We start from the raw sequence: 15,490 nt of genomic DNA, 5'->3' as shown, positions 1-15,490 counted from the left end.
GGCTTCACCGCCCGTGTTCCCATCTCTCCAGCAGCTCTTTGATCTGGCGGTCGGGAAGCGGCTTGCTGTACAGATAACCCTGAATCATATCACAATTGTTAGCCTTTAAAAAATCCAGCTGCTTGGGCGTCTCCACACCTTCCGCCACAATCCGCAGGCCCAGGCTGTGTCCGATGAGCAGAATCGCCGAGGCGAGCGAGCGGCTCTCCTCTTCGGCTTCAATCGGGTCGACGAATTTCTTGTCCATCTTCAAGGTGGTGATCGGCAGCTCCCTCAAATAGTCCAGCGAGGAATAGCCTGTCCCGAAATCATCAAGCGCAATACCGATGCCCATCTGGCGCACCTGATCCAGCTTCGCGATCAGATCTCTCCGCTCCCCCGATTCCATGAAGAGCGACTCTGTAATCTCGATCTCCAGCCGGTTCGGCGGCAGCCCCACATCCTCCAGAATCTCGGCTAAAGTGTCTACAAAGCCCTCCTGCTTCAGCTGCATGACGGAGATGTTCACCGACATTTTGCAATCGGCATAGCCGGCATCATGGAGGTCTTTCAGGAACGAGCTGGCCGTCAGAAGCACCCATTCCCCAATGGCGTTGATCTGCCTGCTGTCTTCTGCAATCCGGATGAATTTGTCCGGAGACACTCTGCCAAGCTCGGAATTATTCCAGCGCAGCAGGGCTTCGAAGCCGGTAATTCTTCCGGTTGCCGCATCCACCTGCGGCTGGTAATGCAGCTCAAACTCATCATGGTCCAGCGCGGACACCAGATGAGATTCGATCAGCATCCGGCTCTGCAGCTCCTTCTGCATCACGGCGTCATAAACAACGCTGGAGCTCTTGCCCAGCTTCTGGGCGTGGTACAGCGCAAGATCAGCATTCTTGATCAGCTCTTCAGGGTTTGAGGCGTGCTCCGGATAAAGGGCGATCCCGATGCTGACAGACAAATGCAGCTCACTCTGTCCAAATTGAAAAGGCTCCTTGATTCCCTTCAAGAGCTGCCGGGTCAAGAGCTGCAGCTGCTCCAAAGCTGCTGCCTCCCTGACCAGCATGACAAATTCATCCCCGCCGAAGCGGAACAGCATGGCGCCCGAAGGCAGCATGCCGGTCAGCCGCTCGCCTACCTGTTTAATCAGCTGGTCGCCTTCTTTGTGCCCCAGAGTATCATTTATATTTTTGAAATTGTCGGTATCTATAAATAAGAGTGCCGCTTTCTGATCCGGCTCCGCGAGGCTGCTTTCCAGCAGCTCCATCAAATACACCCGGTTTGGCAGCCCGCTCACGGTGTCAAAGTAAGCCAGCTTATGAAGCTTGTCTTCCTTCTGGCGCAGCTGGGCCTGGCTCTCCATAAGCATATGGAGCTGCTGTCTGAGCCTTTCCTGCATGGCGGATAAGGTCTGGTTGGTATGCTCCAGCTCTCTGAGGCTGGACTCCACCTGCAGCTCGTACCGTTTGCGGTCGGTCACGTCAATCATGGAACCAGCAAACCGGACCGCGCTGCCCTGCTCATCGCGCAGAACCCGGCCGCGCGCCTGGATCCAGCGGTATTCTCCCCGGGCTGTCTTCATCCGGTATTCAGCATTGTAGGTGGGTGCTTCGCCTGTCAGATGATCCAAACGGCGCTTCTCGGCCTGCTCCCAGTCTTCAGGGTGGATGAGCGCTATTAATTCCTCTGCGGTGTACGGCTCCTCGCGTTCTTCATATCCCATCAGCTCATTCCATCGTCTGGAGAGTGTATAAATTCTATTCTCTAAGTCGGTCTCCCATATGATCGCACCCGAACCTCCGTAAGCCAGCTGCAGGCGCTCCTCGGTCCTCTTCCATTCTGTAACATCCATGCCCGTAAGCACGTAAATCCCGGGACTGCTGTCCGTCCGCCCGGCTTCTGTAATGCGGATCTGCAGATCATGTCTTGCGCCGCCGGCGCTGGTCAATACGAGCTCCGCACCGTTCTCCGGGATATTGCCTAATGCAATCCCCTCCATAAGATCGACCAGGATGCCGAAGCCGGCCTCGCGCAGGCCCGTTTCACCGGGCGCCCTGCCCAGCACTTCCTTCTCCGTAAATCTCGTCAAATTTTGGGCCCAGCTGCTGAAATACACCGTACCCTTTACAGGGTGAACGGCCCACACCAGAATCCCGTAATCCTTCAGCGTCTCCGTAAAGAAGGACCACAGCAGCGCCTTCTCCTTATGGTCCTTCCGGGCCTCTATGATCAGAAATACAGCTCTCACCATGAACACTAAACACAGGAATAAAACACCGATAGACACCGCAAGCGGGAACCCTTCCAGCTCCCATTTTATACTTTGCATAACTTCCTCCTACAATACCTTACAAAACCCGACAAAAAGTGATAGACAATCCCACATATTATACCCCGACGCTCCTGCTAAAAGAAACCATTTTCTTCATATCCAAACAGGGATTTAGACGTAAAAAAAGCCGTTCTCCGCGGCGGCGCACCGCCCGAAGAACAGCCCTCTGATTTCTCTTAATCCTCTTCCTCCCGGACTAAATCCCTTACCGTTGCCTCCCACCGCTTGACCACCTCCGGAGGGTCGTGCAGCGCAATCCGGATGCCGCTCACAATCTCCGCATATTTGGCGGTATCCTGCTTGACCCCGGCCAGTTCAGCCTCGAAACGGTCGCGGGGATAGGCGCTTTCCCGGGAGGCGGGAAGCGGCTTGACCTGCAGCTTCAGATAATTGACCTTGCCCTGATAAACCAGCACCAGCGCGGCCTTCCCGGCACGCTTCAGGTTCCCGCTTGTCTCAGTGCCCTGCCACAGCCCGATGCGAAGCAGGTTTGGACTTGCGGCGGCGACCTCCCCGACGCTGAGCATCGCGGTATGCGGCCACCCGTCCTCCGACACGGTGATCAGCATCATCGCCTCTTCCTGTTTGTCTGCCAGATCAGTGCCGTTCAGCAGCGCGTATACCTCCGGGGGCAGCTCAGCCCCCCGGCTGCTGCCGTTCATTTCCTCCTGCAAGCCCATCTGCATGCCGCTCCCTTTCCACTTGTCTTCAGTCTGCCAGCCGGCCTATTAATGCGCTTGTCCGTTGTCTTCTTCCTCAAGATAAGGCTTGTTCACGAAATAGTACATGAAGCCCATCAGCAGCACACCGCCAACCAGGTTCCCGAGCGTTACCGGGATCAGATTATAAATCACCCCGGCAAACGAGAAGCCTTCCGGATGCTGCAGAACCAGTGCAATGGCAAACGTACACATGTTAGCAATACTGTGCTCATATCCCGAAATGAAGAAGCAGAATACAAACAGCATCATCGCAAACAGCTTCGCTCCGTCTCCCTTCATGGACATCGGCAGGAAGAAGGCTAGACATACCAGCCAGTTACACAAAATCGCCCGGAAGAACAGCTCTCCAAACGGAGCTTCTACTTTATGCTGGGCTACGCTGAGCAGAAAGCCGTTGACCGACGGAGAATCAAACAGCCCTGTCAGGTGAATCAGTAAGGCGAACACGAGCGCCCCCAAAATATTGCCAAGATAGCTGGAGCCCCACAGTTCGAGCACTTCTCTCCATTTCAGCTTCTTGCGCAGAGCAGCGTAAGTGTAATAGAACGTATTCCCCGTGAACAAGTCTCCCCCGCCGTAGGAGATCAGAATAATCGCCGCCCCGAACGTCATCGCCGCCATCGGATAGGTGAATGGAGAATCCTTCAAATAGAAAAAGTTGCCTGTCTTAAAAGCTACGATTACGCCAAAGCCGATAAACATACTCGCCAGCATAGCCCGGGCCAAATAACGAATCCAGCTCTGCTTGAAAATCTTATGTTTCTTTAATGCAAGCTCTTCTACTTTTAACAGCGCTTCTGTTTCCATAGTCCCTCCCGGAGCATCATGTAATACCTTTATTTTCCGTAATATAACACAAATCAGACAGAAATAAACCTGGCAGTCCGGATTCGCTGTAATCTTTTGCTCTGAACAGCAGAAAAGGATTGGCTATCTTCCGACATTTATGTCATAATACAAATAATTAAATGATAATGATTATCATTATTGCACCCCAGAGACAGAAAGGAAGCTTAGAGCCATGGCCAACCGTTATTCCAAAGTTCATTTGCAGGTTGATGATTATCTTGATTTGCTAAATTTGGCCGCCATGCTCGGCGACACCAAATGGCAGAAGGAAATTGTCCGCAAGCTGCGCCAGTGCGAAGCCGGCACACAGATGAAACAAAACGTTTAAGAGATAACAGTGAGATATACGCAAAATAGACGTGATTCATACGCGATATAAACGCGCCACAACAAACAGACCGGTTCCGGATAAGCTGACAGCTTTGGAACCGGTCTTTATTATTTGAATGGTCCGGGATGATCCGGAATGGTCCGGGATGCTCCGCAATGATCCGGCCCTCCCTAGCTTGTGAGCCAGGACTCAAAGAACGTCCGGTAACCCTCTTTCATCACCCGCTCGGAAAAATGCTCAAAAGCATAGCGCTGGTTCTCGTCCGACCACTTGCGCGGCTGCGCTGCCGCCATGTTGACCAGCTCGAACCAATTGGTCTCATTGCCGGCAAAGCAGTGCGGGCCGTTGATATGGCCGTAGCACGGATGCTCGGGCTTGACGACGATTTTGCCCATCGCCATCGCTTCTGTCAAAGGCATTGCGAAGGTGTCGAACCGGGAAGAACTGAAATAAACCTTTGAGGAATTCATGAGCGCGAACACCTCATCCTGCGACAAGGCAAATTTCAGCTTCACATTGTCCGGAATATCGTATTTCTTCATGCTCTCCTTGTACCGCAGGCCGCCGAATACCATGAATACCTCTTTATCTGGGCTGCGTCTGGCATATTCCAGCACCAGGTCCGGCCGGCGGTTCGCCTCGTCCCGCCCGATCCAGAGAACCCGGTTGTCCACAACCGCATCCGGGTCGAAATGGCGGTTCGCCAGCTCCTCGCTGAAGCCGATCGGAATGACGCTGACGTCCGTCACCCCGTACCGCTCTTTCATCTGCTCACGCAGAAATTCAGTCTGCACAATCGCCTTGTCCACCATCGTATAGAACGGCTTCATCATTTCATAGCCGGTCAAGGCCGGGTCAGGAAAGCTGTGCGGGAACAGGACACTGTTTGGCAGGAACATTTTTAGAAAAGTAAATCCCGATACCGTATAAATGACGTGCTCAATCTTCTCCTTGTAAATCTGATCCAGGACGATGTCGTAATTCACCAGATCGCCCTTCTCATGCTCATAACCGGGCAGCCAGTCATGGCCGCTCACATGGCGCTCCGGCGAAATGAACACAATCTCCACGCCCAGCTCCCGGCCGATCCGCTGCAGCCGCTCTGCGAAGATCCGGGGCCCTTGCGCCTCGGCAAATTGAATCTTGCGCATGACAAGACCTACTTTGGTCATGGTTATCCCCCCTCTGCTGTATAGCCGCCTGCGGTATAGCCGTCCGCGGTTAGGCGCACCTCTGCAGGCCCGTCCGTCCCCGGCCCGGCGCCTTGCCCCCCGCCGCTCTGCCAGAAGCGCAGGCCGCACTCCTTGAGGCTGGCCATCGTCTCCGTCCGCTGCCGGAGAAGCTGCGGCGCTGACCAGCAGACGCTTCCCTGCTGAAGATCACGCCCGATCAGGAGCAGCATCCATAAAGAAAATAAACAGGCATAGCCGTCGTAATCATCCGCCAGCTGCTGTTCGTCCAGCTCCCGCCCGTATTCCCGGAGCTTCAGGGCATAGCCTCTAAGCACCCGTTCGCGCAGCTCAGCCGTGATGGGGAAAGCTCTTGGATAAACGGGATGGGACATGTCGATGAGATGATAGAGATCCCACAGCGGCGAATTCAAATGGGCATGCTCCCAATCCAGCACATACAGCCGGCCTCTGGCCCGCGCATAATTGCCGGCATGCAGATCCCCATGATTCAGCACCTTGGCGCGGACGAGTGCCGACCGGTTCACAAAGTCCATTCCGCGCTGAATCAGCCCTGGCGGGAGGCCCGCTTCCTGGAGCAGCCGCCCCGCTTCCTCCTCCCGGCCGAGCAGCTCTGCGGCCATCTGCGTAATGGGCGGTTTGGGCGAGGCCAGCGCCGCATGCTCCCATTCCGCTGCAGGGAGACAGTGCCAGCCGGCAGCCAGGCGAGCCATACGAAGCAGCGTGCCGGGACGGTGATCATGGCTCAGCTGCCCCAGATCCTCAAAGACCGCCCAGCCTGCGCCGCCAGACTCCGAAGGCCCGGCATAGGCCAGCAATGCCGGATAGACCTTTGCCACCTTCGGCAGCACATGGTTATAGACCCAGACCTCCCGCCCTTCCTGGCCCTCTTGGGTGACAGGCTTATAGATATAGCTTTGTCCGGAATCGTCATAGAACCGCTCGACAAAACGCCCGTTCATGCCCTGATAGAGCGGAACGCTGAGATGGATTTTCCCCTGATCCAGGCTTCCATCCGGCGCTATGTAATCCGCCAATGATTTCACGCCGATCACCAACTTTTTTTAACTTCAAATTGTAAACGATTTATGGGCAGCAATCAATGCGGCTTTATCTTGTTCCGGCGGAGGAGCATTACGGTAAATAACAGTGCGGGCAGCACGATCTGGAACACAGGCCATATCGTAAACAGGACGATCTCCCGGCCCAGCCAAATATGATGCGTATAGTTCGGGGACCAGAAGGCCGCCCAGAAGATGAGCGCCCCGAGCGGGATGATCCATTTCCGGTATCCGATCCCGGTCACCCGTTCAAGCCCGATTACCGCTCCTGAATAGAAGTAAACCATTTTAAACCCGAGCCCCATAAACAGGATTAGTGTAAAAAGGGCATCCATCCGTTCGAAGACCCCGGGGAACTGTACCAGCTGCACCGTCTCCAGCAGAGGAAGCGTGGTGTTGGCCGCCAATACCGGGCCGAGAACCATAACACTGAGCTGGTTAATAAAAGCCAGAAACAGCACGATCCCAAAGTAGGAAATCATGATATTGCGGACAACCGACCTCCGCTGCTGGATGAGAGGATAGAAGACCAGGAAGACGACGGTTTCCCCAAATGGAAATGAAACCAGCTTCATCACTTCTTTAGCCATGTCCATGTTGACTCCGTTCTCTAGAACAGGCAGAAGAAATTCATAATGAATAAGCCCTGATAAGAAAATGATCAGGATCAGGATCAAATAAGAAGCAACCATAATCGGAAACAAGGCCATTCCCGTCAAGAAGCTCACTCTCCAGTCATGCCGGACCGTATTGGCAACCACCAGAAGCGTAATCAGGGCGGTAATCCAGATCCGGGTGCCGGGCAGCAGGGTCAGCATGGTCAGTTCCCCCATATCCCTCAGGTTTCTGGACATTTCGTAGGCGAAGTAAGCAATAAAGCCCAGGTTAAAGACCGTGCCGACCCACGGCCCCATATACCTGTGGAATAAGAGGAACAAATCCAGACGGGGATCGCGCCGGTGAATAGCGAGGTGCAGGAGCAGAACCAGCGCTCCCGCAGCGCCGGCTCCCAGCACGGCTATCCAGGCATTCTGCTTGACTCCGCCGCCTTGCAGGAAGAGCGTCGTGCTCCCTACTTCAAACAAAATCAGACTCACAACAAGCTCCGATGCCCTGATCTTCTGCTGACTCAACTTGCCTGCCCCCGTTTCTCATTAAAGCTTAAAGCTTAAAGTTCAAAGTCCTCATCCCCCGCTTACTCCTCGCCATGCAGCTTATTCTGAAGCTTGCGGAAGGACTCTCCGAATAAGCCCGTTCTCTTAATAGAGACTTTAACTTGAATGTCCAATTTCATTTTGGCAAACTGCTCGTTCCACTGGGGCTGTATAGACCGCCATTCCTTCGGATTCCTGCGATAGATCTTATCCGCCAGGCCCAGGACATCAACCTTCTGCTGCTGCAGACCCGCCCAGCCTTCCTGGATTATTTGCGTGATTTCCCGCTCGATTTCAGTTTCCATCAGCTTAATTCCCTTCGGATCCGTGATGTCATCCATCGAATTGGATTCTCTTAATCCTCCGTTCGCCTTAGCCCTGACTTTAAGAATGTACCCTTCCTCTCCTTTCACAGGGGTTACCTTTACCTTCGCTGAATCAATCACGAAGGAGGACATTTCCTCCCGGCTCCCGTCAAAAGACAAGGTCTGATGCTTGACCTGGTTCATTAACCAGGAGACGCCAAGGCTCTGCTGCTCATTCAGGCTCCCAACCCGCTTCTCTCCGCGGAACAGACTCAGCCCGCTCAAGATGAGATTAGCCCGCGGAGCGGTCCGCTTAAAGGCCTCCGAGGTCTTTAAGTCCTCCTCCTCACTGCCTTCCATCCGGATTTCAGGAATGCTGACCGCATTCGCTTCCGAGCTCAGCATATACGCGATTTCATGCACGGTAACCGCCTTGTATACCGATTCCACCTTCTCCTCCTTATTCAAAAGGTCGTCCAGCGCTTTGCCGGGCAGCTTCTCAGGCGGCATCAGCATCTCCAGAATCTCTTTGGCGCTGGATTCGGCAACCAGGACCTTGACCGTTTCGCGCGCCTCCAAATTCCGCAGGAAGCTGTCAATCAGCTCGTAAATGCCGTCGTCCGCCGTCTCTTTGCCGATCACGAAAATGTTGTTATGTGAAAAATAGAGCCGGCGGGAGTTCTTGAGCACGCTGCGATCCAAAGCTTCCTTAACGGTATGCCCTTCAGAAGTAAATACAAAGACCCCCGTTTGCGAACCCGTTCCGCTTGCTCCGCCTGATCCTGAATACAAAGCGGAAGGAATAATCATCTGTGAAGTGATCCGGTAATTCCCTTTGCTCCCGTCTACCCCCGTTGCGATAACCAGACCAAGCTCGTTAAGCTCTCTGCGGCTCCCGCAGCCGGCAGACAATACCATAACAGCCATGACGAGAAGAAGCAGCGTGATCCTCTTCATGACGGCTCTTCCTGTCCGCCCTGACTGGACGATCCCAGCAGAGTCTCTTCTACAGGAGGGTATTGGTACGGCGCTTGTCTCGTTCTGTTCTTGCCGGCAATCTGGTCAGGACGGGTCTTCATCGCCCATATGGGAACCCGGATCATCATATCCTTCATATTGGATTTATGAAAGGGCGCGTAAGGAGCATAGTAGTCCACCCCGAAAGAACGCAGAGAGACCAGATGGACGATAATCGGGATCATCCCGGCCAAAATGCCGAACAGCCCCAAAGTACCAGCCAGAATCATCAGCGTGAACCGCATCAGCCTGACAGCTGCCGCCATATCAATGGAAGGGATAACAAAGTTCGCAATCGCCGTGAAGGAGACCACGATGACCATGGTACCCGAAACAAGGCCGGCCTGAACGGCAGCCTGGCCGATAACGAGCGCTCCCACAATGGAAATGGCCGGCCCGATAATCCTCGGCATCCTGACCCCGGCTTCACGAATGACCTCAAAGGTAAGCTCCATAATGAACGCTTCCAGAAGGGCTGGCAGCGGCGTCCCCTCCCGCTGGGCCGCCAGCGTAATCAGCATGGTCATCGGGAGGATTTCCTGCTGAAAGGTAGTAATGGCGATATACAGGGAAGGGAGCAGCAGCGCCACCAGAAAGGTCATAATGCGCAGCACTCTCAGGAAAGTAGCCAGATCATAACGCTGGTAGTAGTCCTCGCTCGACTGGAAAAATTTAAAAAAGGTCACCGGCATCAGCAGCGCAAAAGGCGTGCCGTCGATCAGCACCGCCACCTGACCGTCAAGAAGGCTGGCTGCCACGGCATCCGGCCGTTCAGTATTCATGATGGTCGGGAACGGCGAAAGCGGTGCATCCTGAATCATCTCTTCAATATAGTTGCTCTCCAGAATGCTGTCCGTATTAATGGAATCAATCCGTCTGCGAACCTCCTCGACGACGCTGTCCTGGGCGATCCCCTGGATGTAAGCGACCGCCACCCGCGTCTGGGTGTAGGTTCCGATCTGACGGACCTCCATCCGAAGATCCGGCGTCTTGAGCTTGCGGCGGATCAAAGCCATATTGGTTGAAAGCTCCTCGGTAAAGCCCTCCTTGGGTCCGCGGATCACGGACTGCGAAGTCGGTTCTTCGACACTGCGCCGGAGCCCGCCGGGTATGGAAACCGACAAAGCATAGGACGTATTGTCGGCGAGAAATACGACACTTCCCGACAGGACGGATGCGATCACGTCATCCAGGGTCGCTTTCTTTTGAAGATCTGCAGACGGAAGACTGCGGGCCAGCTGTTCAGCCACCGATTCTCCGCCGTCCGGCTTTCCTTCATCCAGCTCTCCTTCATCCGGCTCTCCTCCGCTTGGCTCCCGCCCATTCTGCAAGGAATTCTCCGCCGTCCGGGCAGCTGCTTCAATAAGCTCCGTCAGCTGCATATGGTCTACCAGTCCGTCAACGTAGCAAACCGCCAGTACCGGGTAAGGCGAGTCTCCCTTGGATGACGTAAACCCCCTCATGACGAAATCCGGGCTTCTCCCCAGCTTGCTGCGCAGCAGCTCCATCGAGACAAGGAGGTTCTTGTTCACGGGCAGGGACTGGCTTGGTGTCCCGGCCTTCTGGCCGGCAGCCTGAGTCCGGGGAGTCAGCACCTGTTTCAGCCATTTATTCAGCATATCCCCATCCTCCTTCAATCACTTGTCTCCTATTAACATTTCATGGAAAGGCGCGAATTATTCACCGCACGCCGGCAGCCTGCCGTCCCTCGCTTGTCCGCAACTAGACTTTTGCTGCGGGGGAGGAGGCTCCGTACACAAAAAAACGCCCACCCGCAAAGGGTGGACGCTGCGTCATGCTCATGTCATAGTCATGCTAATGTCATGTAATTATAGGAATTAAACCAGCTGCTCTCCGTCATAGGAGGTAATAACCTTGTACAGGTCGGGACGGCGGTCGCGGAAAATGCCCCACTCGATCCGCTGCGACTCCAGCTTATCGAGGTCAAATTCAGCCACCAGCACCGTTTCTTCGGTCCGGCCTGCTTCAGCCACCTTGCTGCCGGTAGGACCGGCGATAAAGGAAGAACCGTAGAAGGTGACGCTGGAATCCTCATCGGTCTCGGTTCCAATCCGGTTCGAAGCTACGACCGGCACGAGGTTGGAAGCGGCGTGGCCGAGCATGCAGGCCTGCCAGTGATCCTTGGAGTCAATGGAGCCGTCCTGCGGTTCCGAACCGATCGCTGTCGGGTAGAACAGAATCTCGGCGCCCATCAGCGCCATGCAGCGCGCGGCTTCCGGATACCACTGGTCCCAGCAGATGCCGACGCCGATTTTGCCGTAGCGGGTGCTCCAGACTTTAAAGCCGGTGTCGCCCGGATTAAAGTAAAATTTTTCTTCATAGCCCGGTCCATCCGGAATATGGCTCTTACGGTAGCGGCCCAGCACTTCCCCGTTCGCGTCAATGACCGCGATGGAGTTGTAGCGGGCGTTGTTCTTCTTCTCATAGAAGCTGATCGGCAGCACCACTTCAAGCTCTTTGGCTACAGCTCTAAAATGATTAATCGCCTTGTTGTGCTCCTGCTCGGTGGCATACGGATAATAATCCGCTTTCTCCTTCTGGCAGAAATAAGGCGTCTCAAATAACTCCTGCAGCAAAATAATCTGCGCGCCCTGCTTGGCCGCTTCACGGACCAGACGGTCCGCTTTGGCGATATTCTCTTCGATATCCCAGGAACAGCTCATTTGAGTGGCTGCTACTTTTACATTTCTCAAAAGGTTTCCCCTCCCTCTCGTGATTAAGCCTGCTGGTTGTCTATTTATTTGCCCGCGGGCATCTGCTGCGTCGTGCAGTGTACATTGCCGCCTTCGCGAATGACGGCCATTCCGTTAACCGTGCGGACTCTGCGGTCCGGGAACGTGCGCTCCAGTACTTCCTGCGCCAGGCGGTCGGTCTCTTCGGCAGCGCCGCCGAACACCGGCAGAATGATGCCGCCGTTGACGAAATAGAAGTTCAGGTAACTCAGCGTCAGCCTGGAATCGCCGAAATGGGCGGCCGGCGGCTGCTGAATGCGGATCACCTCGATCTTCCGACCTTTCGCGTCTGCTGCCGCTTCCAGAATCGCAAGGTTCTCCTGGGTAATCTCATAATTCTCGTCGGAAGGATCGTCACAGACCTGCAGAATGACCATCCCCGGCGCCGCGAAGCAGGCAACATTGTCAACATGCCCGTCGGTTTCGTCGCCGCTGAGGCCGCGCTTCAGCCAAATGATTTGATCTACATGCAAGTAATCCTTGAGTACCTGCTCGATTTCCTCCCGGCTCAGGTGCGGGTTGCGGTTCTCATTCAGCAGGCACTCTTCTGTGGTGATCAGCGTACCTTCCCCATCGACATGGAAAGAGCCGCCTTCCATCGTGATCGGCGCATCAAACTGCTTAATGCCATAGCGGCTGAGCAGCTGCCCTGCCACCTGATTATCGAGGTCGTACGGTTTGTACTTCTCGCCCCAGGCGTTGAAGTTCCAGTTAATGCCCGCGCGTTCGCCCGCCGCATTCAGCAGGAAGGTAGGCCCGTTGTCACGGAGCCAGGCATCGCTGTGCTCAACCGGCAGGATCTCGATATTTTCCTGATGAAACAGACCTCTGACACGAGCCGCTTCCTCCGGATTCACAAGCACGCCAACCGGTTCAAACTCGGCAATGGCCTGAATCAGCTCCTGATAGCCCCGGCTTACGTCCTCGTACTGGTCCGGATAGACCATCGAGTCCTGCACCGGCCAGGAGATAAAAGTACGTTCGTGTGCGGCCCATTCAGGGGGCATGGCATAATTCGCCGATCTAGGGTTCATCTATGTCAACTCACTTTAATTAAAATTTTGGGTGAAAGTCCAAGCTACATCATACAATATAATTCCCCCTGCCTCAATGCGTGAGCAGGATGAAATTTTTGCCCTGGAGCTTAAGGGTCAGGGGGCTCATTTTTTGCGCCTATTCCGCTTATTCTGCTAATTCAGCTTATTCTGCCTGTTCGGCCTACATCTCCCGCTTCCACACGTCCGCGTATTTGTCATGGCGCTTAAACATCGTCTGCACATAGGAGCACTGCGGCACGATCTTATAGCCATTTTCCCGGGCATAGCCGGCCAGCTCCTCAAGCAGCTGCTCGGCAATTTTCTGGCCGCGAAGCTCTTCCGATACAAAGGTATGGTCCGCGATCAGCACGCCGCCTTGTTTCTGATAGGTAATTTCCGCCACCATTGTCCCATCTTCCTGCAGTTCAAAGCCATAGCCTGTATTCACCATTTCCCTCATGTTCCCAACCCTTTCGTTAAATGATCATTCAAAAGTTCAGTCTATATGAACACAGATTCCGCGCGTCCGGCATAGCTTTCCCTTAAAGCTTCTCCTCTTATCAGTCTTCAAGGCCCTGGAATGTGATATATTTAGATAATGCGCCTGTCCAAGGACGGCCTGACAACAAAAGGATAGCCTCCAAGAAAAAAGCAAGGTGATTATCATATGGAACCCTATTTATTCCAACATAGACCCGACGGGGCCGAAGGTCAAGCGCCTCCCGCCCCGCGCGCCGCGGCTGAGACCAGCCGCGAGCTCGTTAAAGATGCCGAGCCGGATGCCTGGTATTTCCGCAGGCTGGAGGACAGCGGCATCCTGCTGAACCGGGCGCAGATCCGCGCCGTCCGCCATGGCGGCGGCCCTGCGCTGACGCTGGCCGGCGCCGGCTCGGGCAAGACCTCGGTGCTGATCTGCCGCACCGGTTATTTGATCGGCGTGCGGGGCGCAGCGCCGGCAAGCATTTTGCTGCTTACCTTCTCGAGCAAGGCCGCAGCGGAAATGCGCGAGCGGATCGCCGGACTCCCCGGACTGTCTGACCACCATGTCAAAGCACTGACCGCCCGGACGTTTCACGCCTTCTTCCTGCGCTTTCTGTACAGCCGCGGCGCCGCTTCCACCCTGCTGGCGGATACAACCCGGCAGCACATCATGCTGAAGCAGATCATGCGCGGGCTGAACCTGCCGCAGGACGCCTACGAGCCGGAGACGCTGCTGGCGCTGCTGTCGGCGGCCAAGATGAACCTCACGAAGGTAGAAGATCTCCCGGAGAACAGCGAAACCGAACGCGAGCTGAAGCGGATTTTTCAAAGGTATGAAGCCGTCAAGGCCGAGCAGCAGCTGATGGATTTCGATGATGTCCTGGTCCGTTCCTACGATATGCTGAGGGACGACCCCCGCAGTCTGCGCTGGCTGCGGGAACGGTTCCGCTACATCATGGTAGACGAATTTCAGGATACAAATCTCCTTCAATACGAGCTGGTGCGCCTGATCGCGGCTCCCGCGAACAATCTGATGGCCGTCGGCGATGACGACCAGACGATTTATTCCTTCAACGGCGCGAGGAGCGAATTTATTCTGAAATTCGACAAGCAGTATCCGGGCGCTGTCGTCATCACGCTCGACATCAACTACCGCTCCTGCCCGGCTATTGTCGGCCTCGGCAACGGCATTATCCGCCATAATGTGGAGCGGCGTCCCAAAACGCTGAAGGCCGCCAGGCTGACGAGCACCGTGAAGCCGCTCTACTTAAGGCCGTATACCACCGATAAGGAAGCGGAGTTTCTGCTGAACCGGATCGAGCATGAGGTCACAGCCGGCAGCAGAAGCTACGGCGACTACGCCATCCTGTACCGGGCGGCCAGCAACAACCGGGCGATTCTCGAGCAGCTCGTCATGCGCGGCATCCCGCATATTGACTACGGCGACGGACAGCTGCTGTACCAGCAGCGGGTGGTTCTCCCCGTGCTGGCTTACCTGCGTCTGTCGCTGAACCGCCGGGATTTCCAGGCGATTGAGAGTATTTTGCCAACATTATATATTAACCGGAATCTGGGAATGGCCCACATTATGGAGCAGGAGAAGCAGCGCGCCAAGAAAGGACCGATGGTGCATTTGCGGACTTTGCCGGGGCTGAAGGACTTCCAGATTGAAAAAGTTAATGACCGGATAGAGCTCATCCGCTCCCTCCGCAGCCTGACGCCGGTCGAGGCGATCCGCCAGATCCGCAGCCGCTTCTACAACAGTTATCTCGAAACGGACGAACGCCAGGAGGCCACCCAGCACAGGGAAATGCTGAAGGAGCTGCTGGACGAGCTTGAGACCTCTGCCGAGCGGTTCACCGGCATTCCGGAGTTTCTGGACTTCGTAGACGAGGTTGTCGCGAAGAATGAGGAAGGACGCACGCGCAGGCTGGAGGATCAGGGGAACCGGGTGGCCCTGATGACGATCCACCGCTCCAAAGGGCTCGAATTCCCCGTTGTCTATCTGATCGGGGCATCCGAAGGCAGCCTGCCCCACGCCTCGGCGCTGGATGCGGACCGGATGAAGGATATTCATCCGGGGCTGTCCGCCGAGCTGAAAGGCGAAGCGGCGCTCGAAGAGGAGCGCCGCCTGGCTTACGTCGCCGTCACCCGGGCCAGGGAGGAGCTGATCGTCAGCTCCCCCGCACGCTACCGGGGCAAGAAGGCGGACGTGTCGCGCTTCCTGCTCGCCGCATTTGGCGCAGCCGGTGCGGCGGCAGGCACGGCCGGGGCGCG

General features: G+C 55.4%; 13 protein-coding genes. 2 read left to right on the top strand and 11 right to left on the bottom strand.

Annotated features, from left to right (window positions below; genetic code table 11):
• Positions 1 to 4 precede the first annotated feature (4 nt).
• The 3 genes from FCN15_RS11050 to FCN15_RS11040 all read right to left on the bottom strand — a co-directional run bounded on the left by FCN15_RS11050 (position 5) and on the right by FCN15_RS11040 (position 3,843).
• Positions 5 to 2,311, bottom strand: a complete 2,307-nt coding sequence (locus FCN15_RS11050) for a putative bifunctional diguanylate cyclase/phosphodiesterase (protein ID WP_138495075.1) — start codon at positions 2,309 to 2,311, stop codon at positions 5 to 7.
• Between the two features lie 179 nt (positions 2,312 to 2,490).
• Entirely contained in the window at positions 2,491 to 3,000 is a 510-nt protein-coding gene (locus tag FCN15_RS11045) for a pyridoxamine 5'-phosphate oxidase family protein (RefSeq protein ID WP_238996632.1), read from the bottom strand.
• A gap of 42 nt (positions 3,001 to 3,042) precedes the next feature.
• On the bottom strand, positions 3,043 to 3,843 hold the full coding sequence (locus FCN15_RS11040; protein WP_138495074.1) for a formate/nitrite transporter family protein: 801 nt from the start codon (positions 3,841 to 3,843) through the stop codon (positions 3,043 to 3,045).
• Between the two features lie 214 nt (positions 3,844 to 4,057).
• On the opposite strand from FCN15_RS11040, the gene FCN15_RS19315 reads away from it, so the two are divergent.
• Positions 4,058 to 4,213 carry a hypothetical protein gene (locus FCN15_RS19315; RefSeq protein WP_203232127.1) on the top strand — a complete coding sequence of 52 codons (156 nt, stop codon included), beginning with the start codon at positions 4,058 to 4,060 and terminating at the stop codon, positions 4,211 to 4,213.
• A gap of 173 nt (positions 4,214 to 4,386) precedes the next feature.
• On the opposite strand, the gene FCN15_RS11035 is transcribed toward FCN15_RS19315, so the two are convergent.
• The 8 genes from FCN15_RS11035 to FCN15_RS11000 form a co-directional block, all read right to left on the bottom strand.
• Complete coding sequence (locus FCN15_RS11035) at positions 4,387 to 5,388, bottom strand: glycosyltransferase family 4 protein (protein ID WP_138495073.1); 1,002 nt, start codon at positions 5,386 to 5,388, stop codon at positions 4,387 to 4,389.
• A 2-nt stretch (positions 5,389 to 5,390) separates the two neighbouring features.
• Positions 5,391 to 6,452 (bottom strand): phosphotransferase family protein, encoded by a 1,062-nt coding sequence (locus FCN15_RS11030; RefSeq protein ID WP_138495072.1) that lies wholly within the window; start codon positions 6,450 to 6,452, stop codon positions 5,391 to 5,393.
• Positions 6,453 to 6,505: 53 nt separating this feature from the next.
• The gene (locus FCN15_RS11025) at positions 6,506 to 7,600 is read right to left on the bottom strand and encodes a GerAB/ArcD/ProY family transporter (RefSeq protein WP_138495071.1); all 1,095 of its coding nucleotides are present in this window, start codon (positions 7,598 to 7,600) and stop codon (positions 6,506 to 6,508) included.
• Positions 7,601 to 7,662: 62 nt separating this feature from the next.
• Entirely contained in the window at positions 7,663 to 8,883 is a 1,221-nt protein-coding gene (locus tag FCN15_RS11020) for a Ger(x)C family spore germination protein (protein WP_138495070.1), read from the bottom strand.
• The gene (locus FCN15_RS11015) at positions 8,880 to 10,562 is read right to left on the bottom strand and encodes a spore germination protein (RefSeq protein WP_138495069.1); all 1,683 of its coding nucleotides are present in this window, start codon (positions 10,560 to 10,562) and stop codon (positions 8,880 to 8,882) included. The genes FCN15_RS11020 and FCN15_RS11015 overlap by 4 nt, the downstream gene beginning before the upstream one ends.
• Positions 10,563 to 10,781: 219 nt before the next feature.
• Entirely contained in the window at positions 10,782 to 11,657 is an 876-nt protein-coding gene (gene aguB / locus FCN15_RS11010) for an N-carbamoylputrescine amidase (RefSeq protein ID WP_138495068.1), read from the bottom strand.
• Positions 11,658 to 11,701: 44 nt separating this feature from the next.
• Positions 11,702 to 12,730, bottom strand: a complete 1,029-nt coding sequence (locus tag FCN15_RS11005; RefSeq protein ID WP_138495067.1) for an agmatine deiminase family protein — start codon at positions 12,728 to 12,730, stop codon at positions 11,702 to 11,704.
• A 184-nt stretch (positions 12,731 to 12,914) separates the two neighbouring features.
• Positions 12,915 to 13,193, bottom strand: a complete 279-nt coding sequence (locus FCN15_RS11000; RefSeq protein WP_138495066.1) for a GNAT family N-acetyltransferase — start codon at positions 13,191 to 13,193, stop codon at positions 12,915 to 12,917.
• A 207-nt stretch (positions 13,194 to 13,400) separates the two neighbouring features.
• On the opposite strand from FCN15_RS11000, the gene FCN15_RS10995 reads away from it, so the two are divergent.
• The coding region (locus FCN15_RS10995) for an ATP-dependent helicase (RefSeq protein ID WP_138495065.1) at positions 13,401 to 15,490 on the top strand (2,090 nt) is incomplete at its 3' end.

It is taken from the genome of Paenibacillus pinistramenti, assembly GCF_005869875.1.
Taxonomy (GTDB): Bacteria; Bacillota; Bacilli; order Paenibacillales; family Paenibacillaceae; genus Fontibacillus; species Fontibacillus pinistramenti.
Note: the sequence above shows the minus strand (reverse complement) of the source record. Positions and strands in the feature narration are given on the sequence as shown.